Source organism: Methanospirillum sp., from assembly GCF_035406105.1.
In the GTDB taxonomy this organism is placed as follows: Archaea; Halobacteriota; Methanomicrobia; order Methanomicrobiales; family Methanospirillaceae; genus Methanospirillum.
Map to the genome: position 1 here is coordinate 1 of NZ_DAONKG010000231.1, position 3,520 is coordinate 3,520.

General features: G+C 45.9%; 6 protein-coding genes. 5 read left to right on the plus strand and 1 reads right to left on the minus strand.

Annotated features, from left to right (window positions below; all coding sequences use genetic code 11):
- Window positions 1-28: 28 nt before the first annotated feature.
- The gene (locus tag PLA23_RS11565) at window positions 29-214 is read right to left on the minus strand and encodes a hypothetical protein (RefSeq protein WP_324475277.1); all 186 of its coding nucleotides are present in this window, start codon (window positions 212-214) and stop codon (window positions 29-31) included.
- 50 nt (window positions 215-264) lie between these two features.
- Here PLA23_RS11565 and PLA23_RS11570 point away from each other — a divergent pair, with 50 nt between their 5' ends.
- The 5 genes from PLA23_RS11570 to PLA23_RS11585 all read left to right on the plus strand — a co-directional run.
- Window positions 265-561: a cupin domain-containing protein gene (locus PLA23_RS11570; RefSeq protein WP_324331459.1), complete on the plus strand. Its 297-nt coding sequence runs from the start codon at window positions 265-267 to the stop codon at window positions 559-561.
- Window positions 562-572: 11 nt separating this feature from the next.
- Window positions 573-1,502, plus strand: a complete 930-nt coding sequence (locus tag PLA23_RS11575; RefSeq protein WP_324331458.1) for an ABC transporter ATP-binding protein — start codon at window positions 573-575, stop codon at window positions 1,500-1,502.
- Window positions 1,499-2,254, plus strand: a complete 756-nt coding sequence (locus tag PLA23_RS11580) for an ABC transporter permease (protein ID WP_324331457.1) — start codon at window positions 1,499-1,501, stop codon at window positions 2,252-2,254. The genes PLA23_RS11575 and PLA23_RS11580 overlap by 4 nt, the downstream gene beginning before the upstream one ends.
- A gap of 232 nt (window positions 2,255-2,486) precedes the next feature.
- Complete coding sequence (locus PLA23_RS13850; RefSeq protein WP_502883627.1) at window positions 2,487-2,792, plus strand: transposase; 306 nt, start codon at window positions 2,487-2,489, stop codon at window positions 2,790-2,792.
- Between the two features lie 14 nt (window positions 2,793-2,806).
- Window positions 2,807-3,520, plus strand: a 714-nt coding sequence (locus PLA23_RS11585; RefSeq protein WP_324475278.1) for a transposase, incomplete at its 3' end; no start/stop codon positions are given.

The following is a 3,520-nucleotide window of genomic DNA, read 5'->3' on the forward strand; positions in this document are numbered from 1 at the left end:
TTTTCAGCAATGAACCAATGATTCTCTCTTACTCCTTCATTCCGGGAAGGAGAAGGGGCAGGATGAGAAGTCCTTGTGTTGCGATACCATTCTTACGGGTGAGGTCACCCATCTGACGCTGCATCTTAATCAGGGCTGCTTTCTTTAATTCACCGATTTCCACGATTGTGAATGACTCGTGAGGGCAATACTTCTTTATCCTCTCTCCGCCCATTACCTGATACGCAATAAAAATACTCATGAAAAATTGGCAGATGTATGTATATGAACATTACAGAATTCGCTCAATACTCTCTGGATAATCCGGTGAAAACTGATCTGGTACAATGTGCTGGTTCAAACATTGTTGTAGTATGTCTTGAAGATGGGCAGATTATTCCCCCCCATCCGGAACCTTATGCCGTGGTGTTCGTCGTATTGCAGGGAGAAGGGGTGATCACCTCCGGAGCTATCGACCATCCGGTCGGCCCGTATCATCTTATCCCGGTGGGAAAAGATGAAAACCGGGGAATCAGGTGTACAAAACGGATGATGCTTCTTGGCATCCGTGAAGATGTATGAGGTGAGAGCCGGTGCGACCAATAATCCAGGCTGATAACCTGACCAAAATTTTTGGCAATAGCACTGCGGTAGATCATGTCTCTTTTGATGTTCAGCAGGGCGAAATATTCGGCTTCCTCGGCCAGAATGGTGCAGGAAAAACCACCACGACCCGGATGCTCACCGGTGTGATCCCTCCGGACGGCGGGACCGCCACGATCCTTGGCTATGATATCCGGTCCAATCCGGTAATGGCGAAACAGAAATTCGGAGTTGTGCCAGAGACTTCAACCGCGTATGCCGATCTCACCGCCTGGCAGAACCTGATGCTGATGGGTGAGTTGTATGGTATTGGGAGACCCACTGCAGTACAGCGGTCAGATGAACTCCTTCAGATGGTCGGTCTCAGTGAACGAAAGGACCAGAAAGTCCAGACTTACTCAAAAGGGATGAAACAGCGGCTTATCCTGGCTATGGCGTTGATAAACGAACCCGACCTCCTCTTCCTCGATGAACCGACGAGCGGCCTTGATGTTCAGAGCACCCATATGATTCTCTCACTGCTCCGGGAACTGAACGAAGAAGGAGCCACCATTTTTCTTACCACCCACAATATGGAAGAGGCCAACCAGCTCTGCCACCGGGTCGGCATCATCAGAAATGGGAGGATGGTTGCAATTGATGCTCCTGAAAAACTGAAGGCCACAATCGATCGGGAGCACCGCATCGAGGTGAGTTTTGATCACGACATACCCGGTGATTCCCTGACCAGTCTGGACGGAATAATCAGGGCTACGAAGACTGGTGACAAATGGCAGATCATTGCAGATAACCGGGATTCTGCAATCCGGTCTCTGGTCACCTTATCTGCGCAGAACCATGCGTCGATTGTTACGCTGAATACACGAGCACCCACGCTTGATGAAGCCTTTATCAGATTGACCCAGGAGGAACAATCATGAATCCGGCATCATTCCCAGCACAGATGCGGCGGGCCTGGGCGATAGCGAAGAAAGATATCCGGATTTATTACCTCAAGGGTCCGGTACTCATCTTCGGGGTCTTCATGCCACTCTTCCTCTTTCTTGCATTCTTTATGGGAAGCCGGCAACTCCCACTCTCGTTTCTCATTTCCGGGCTGGTTGGGATGACCCTGTTCTTCACAGCCACAGCAGTATCCCCTGCCATATTTCCGTGGGAAGGATCAGCAAAGACCCTGGAACGGCTTGCATCATGCCCGATTACGATTGAAGCTATTGTGTTTGGCGATATGATGGCATCAATCATCTTCGGGATTGCGATCACCGTTATTACCGTTCTCATCGGGCTTGGCCTTGGTCTCTCATTACTTCACGGCATCACATTGCTTTTTGCAATCCTCATCGGAGCATGCTGTTTCTCGGCAATCGGAATGCTTCTTGCGGTCCCACCTTCAAACGTCCCGTCAAATATCATGATGCTCTCGTCACTGATCAAATTCCCGCTGGTGTTCATCTCAGGTATCTTCGTTCCCCTTGAGCAGATGCCGGCTTGGGGTCAGATGCTTGCAGTCTGTTCCCCGCTCACCTACTTCACTGATCTTGTTCGGTATTCATTCACGGATAGCCATTTCTTCCCGGTTATGAATGACATCATTGCACTGATGATATGTACGTTCGTGTTCACCGTAGGGACGATGTATCTGCATAAACGGACGATGCCGAAGAGGATGTAAGGAATGAAGAATATTCACTTAAGTTGGTAAAATTAGATCAGATCAAACCGATTGATCGAAATAATTAAATAGCACATATAATTCGTTGTGTTAATTTTTTACACAAAAAGACCCCTTTGACAGCAAAGGATATTGAAAAATGTAACTGCCATACTCGCGATTATCTAGAAAATAACGACTATGATTCATTACTGATCGCACAAAAAGTGTTTTACACTATGCGACATGTTACATTTCTGGGTTGATTACCCTTCCTCGAGGATCAAACATGAGCAAAATCGCAGAAAATGTTCCCGAATGTGGCATATGTCGTGATGTAAGTCACTTTATCTCCTCATCACCTTGGGAATCAATGGATGTAATGAGATTAACCCGATTCAATGTGATTAAACTTCTTGGATCTGGTGGTTCAATAATTTTTGATGAGTCCGGTCAACAAAAGTACGGACCAGACTCGGTTGGTACATCTTACCAGTATCTTGGAACTCTCGGCCATACCTGTACTTCACAGGTTGGAGTTTTGCTTCGTATTGTTTAGGTTATATCTCTGCGTTGATTGACTATCGGCTCTTCTTAACAGAATCATGGCTAAAAAACCATGAGAAGAGTTTGAAAGCGGGAGTCCCTCTTGAACGAATGGAACACAAAACAAAGCCTGAATTAGCACTTGAAATGCTAGATTCATTCATTTCAGAAGAAATCCCATTTCAATATATTCAAGCGGATGGATTGTATGGAAACGATTCTAAATTCATTTCTGGGTTGTATGATCGCGGTGTTTCATTTATTTGCGACATTCCGAGCGACACTCAGGTTTACATTACCAAACCAGAACTGGTAATCCCTGAAAGACAAGGTAAAAGAGGCAGGTATCCTACAAAACTCAGAGTTCTCAACACATCTCCAGTTGAAGTCAGATGGTTGGCAGAAATCCAAAAAACCTGGGATTCAGTAGACATCCGCTTGACTGACCGAGGAATAAAAACTGTTCAATGCGCAGATTTGATAGTTTGGAGACGGCAAAATGGGCTACCTGTAGATTTACCTATCAGAATGATTATGATTCGTGACCCAGACGAGGAGATGATACGGTTTGCATTTACGAATTTTTTACATGAGGATTTGGCTGATATCGTGAAAAATCAGGCAAAAAGATATTGGATTGAAAGAAGTTTTGAAGATGCCAAGGGATTGTGTGACCTCGGCAGTTTCAGAGGAAGAAATTGGATGGCATGGCATCATCACATTGCATTGTCTGCAATTGCT